Here is a 972-nt window from a genome sequence, read left to right as displayed (position 1 = left end):
TGCCACCTCAATTTTTAAATCAGTTGAATATTTAGTCATAGAAAATACCCCATAATTGTTAGATTATTTGTCTAACAATTATGGGGTACTTCAAGCTAAGGCGGTTATTTTTTTGCTGACTTTTGATCAGCCCAACAATTAATGCGATTAAGGCCACGATAAAAGTACCGAAAGCCAGCATTAATTGTAAAGCGTCCGACACGGACACTTAGGCTACTCCTTTCGTTAGGATTTATGGGCTTTAAAGGTTTAACACCATAAGCACCACCTCCGATTGGAAATAGCCACCGCCTTAACTTCTCTACTGGATCTATTATACAGGCAGCCTAGCTCTTTAACCAAATATAAAATTAAAGAATCAGTAAGAATACTATATTTATATCTGTAAAAACAGTTTTTAACTGCTAGGTCATAATGTATAGATAAATAAAAGCAAGCACCTATGTAAAAAAGTACCTGCTTTGATTAATTGTCAAAAAAATTCCAATCTATATTTATAAAGGGTTATCTCACCAATTTAAATATTGATTAACTGATCTTCAATTGCTCAATTATTTACGTTCTAAGAAGCCTAATACAGATAAATTTGGCTAATTATCCATGTAATTTTTGTTGCAATGTATCACCAATGCCATCTACTTTCTTAGCAGCAAAGACGGTGCCACCGATGAGGACACCACCTACAATGAGCGTAGAAGCGATCATAAACTTAAATACACTTTTCAAGACGTCCATAAAATTCCCCCTTACTTTTTACTGGTTCGACCAACAACTAATGAAACAATCAGAACTAAAATAATTGCCCCGATGATCGATGGTATCAATGCCATGCCAGCTAACGAAGGACCCCAAGTGCCAAGGAGCCCTTGACCAATCCACGCACCGATTAAACCAGCTACAATGTTTGCAATCCAGCCCATAGCAGCACCACGGTTAGTGATTGCGCCAGCAATGGCACCAATGATTGCCCCG

3 protein-coding genes are annotated in these 972 nt (G+C 37.6%); all 3 read right to left on the bottom strand.

Translation table 11 applies throughout. The features are described from left to right. Positions 1-58: 58 nt before the first annotated feature. The gene (locus FC62_RS07785) at positions 59-181 is read right to left on the bottom strand and encodes a putative holin-like toxin (protein WP_236693799.1); all 123 of its coding nucleotides are present in this window, start codon (positions 179-181) and stop codon (positions 59-61) included. 413 nt (positions 182-594) lie between these two features. Then, entirely contained in the window at positions 595-735 is a 141-nt protein-coding gene (locus tag FC62_RS08260; RefSeq protein WP_017866965.1) for a hypothetical protein, read from the bottom strand. An 11-nt stretch (positions 736-746) separates the two neighbouring features. Then, the coding region (locus FC62_RS07780; protein WP_057890712.1) for a GlsB/YeaQ/YmgE family stress response membrane protein at positions 747-972 on the bottom strand (226 nt) is incomplete at its 5' end.

Source organism: Amylolactobacillus amylotrophicus DSM 20534, assembly GCF_001434555.1.
GTDB lineage: Bacteria > Bacillota > Bacilli > Lactobacillales > Lactobacillaceae > Amylolactobacillus > Amylolactobacillus amylophilus.
Note: the sequence above shows the minus strand (reverse complement) of the source record. Positions and strands in the feature narration are given on the sequence as shown.

Bases quoted from the DNA above. Each gene is read 5' to 3' on its own strand.
- FC62_RS08260 (WP_017866965.1), bottom strand. From the start codon at position 735: ATGGACGTCTTGAAAAGTGTATTTAAGTTTATGATCGCTTCTACGCTC.
- FC62_RS07785 (WP_236693799.1), bottom strand. From the start codon at position 181: ATGCTGGCTTTCGGTACTTTTATCGTGGCCTTAATCGCATTAATTGTT.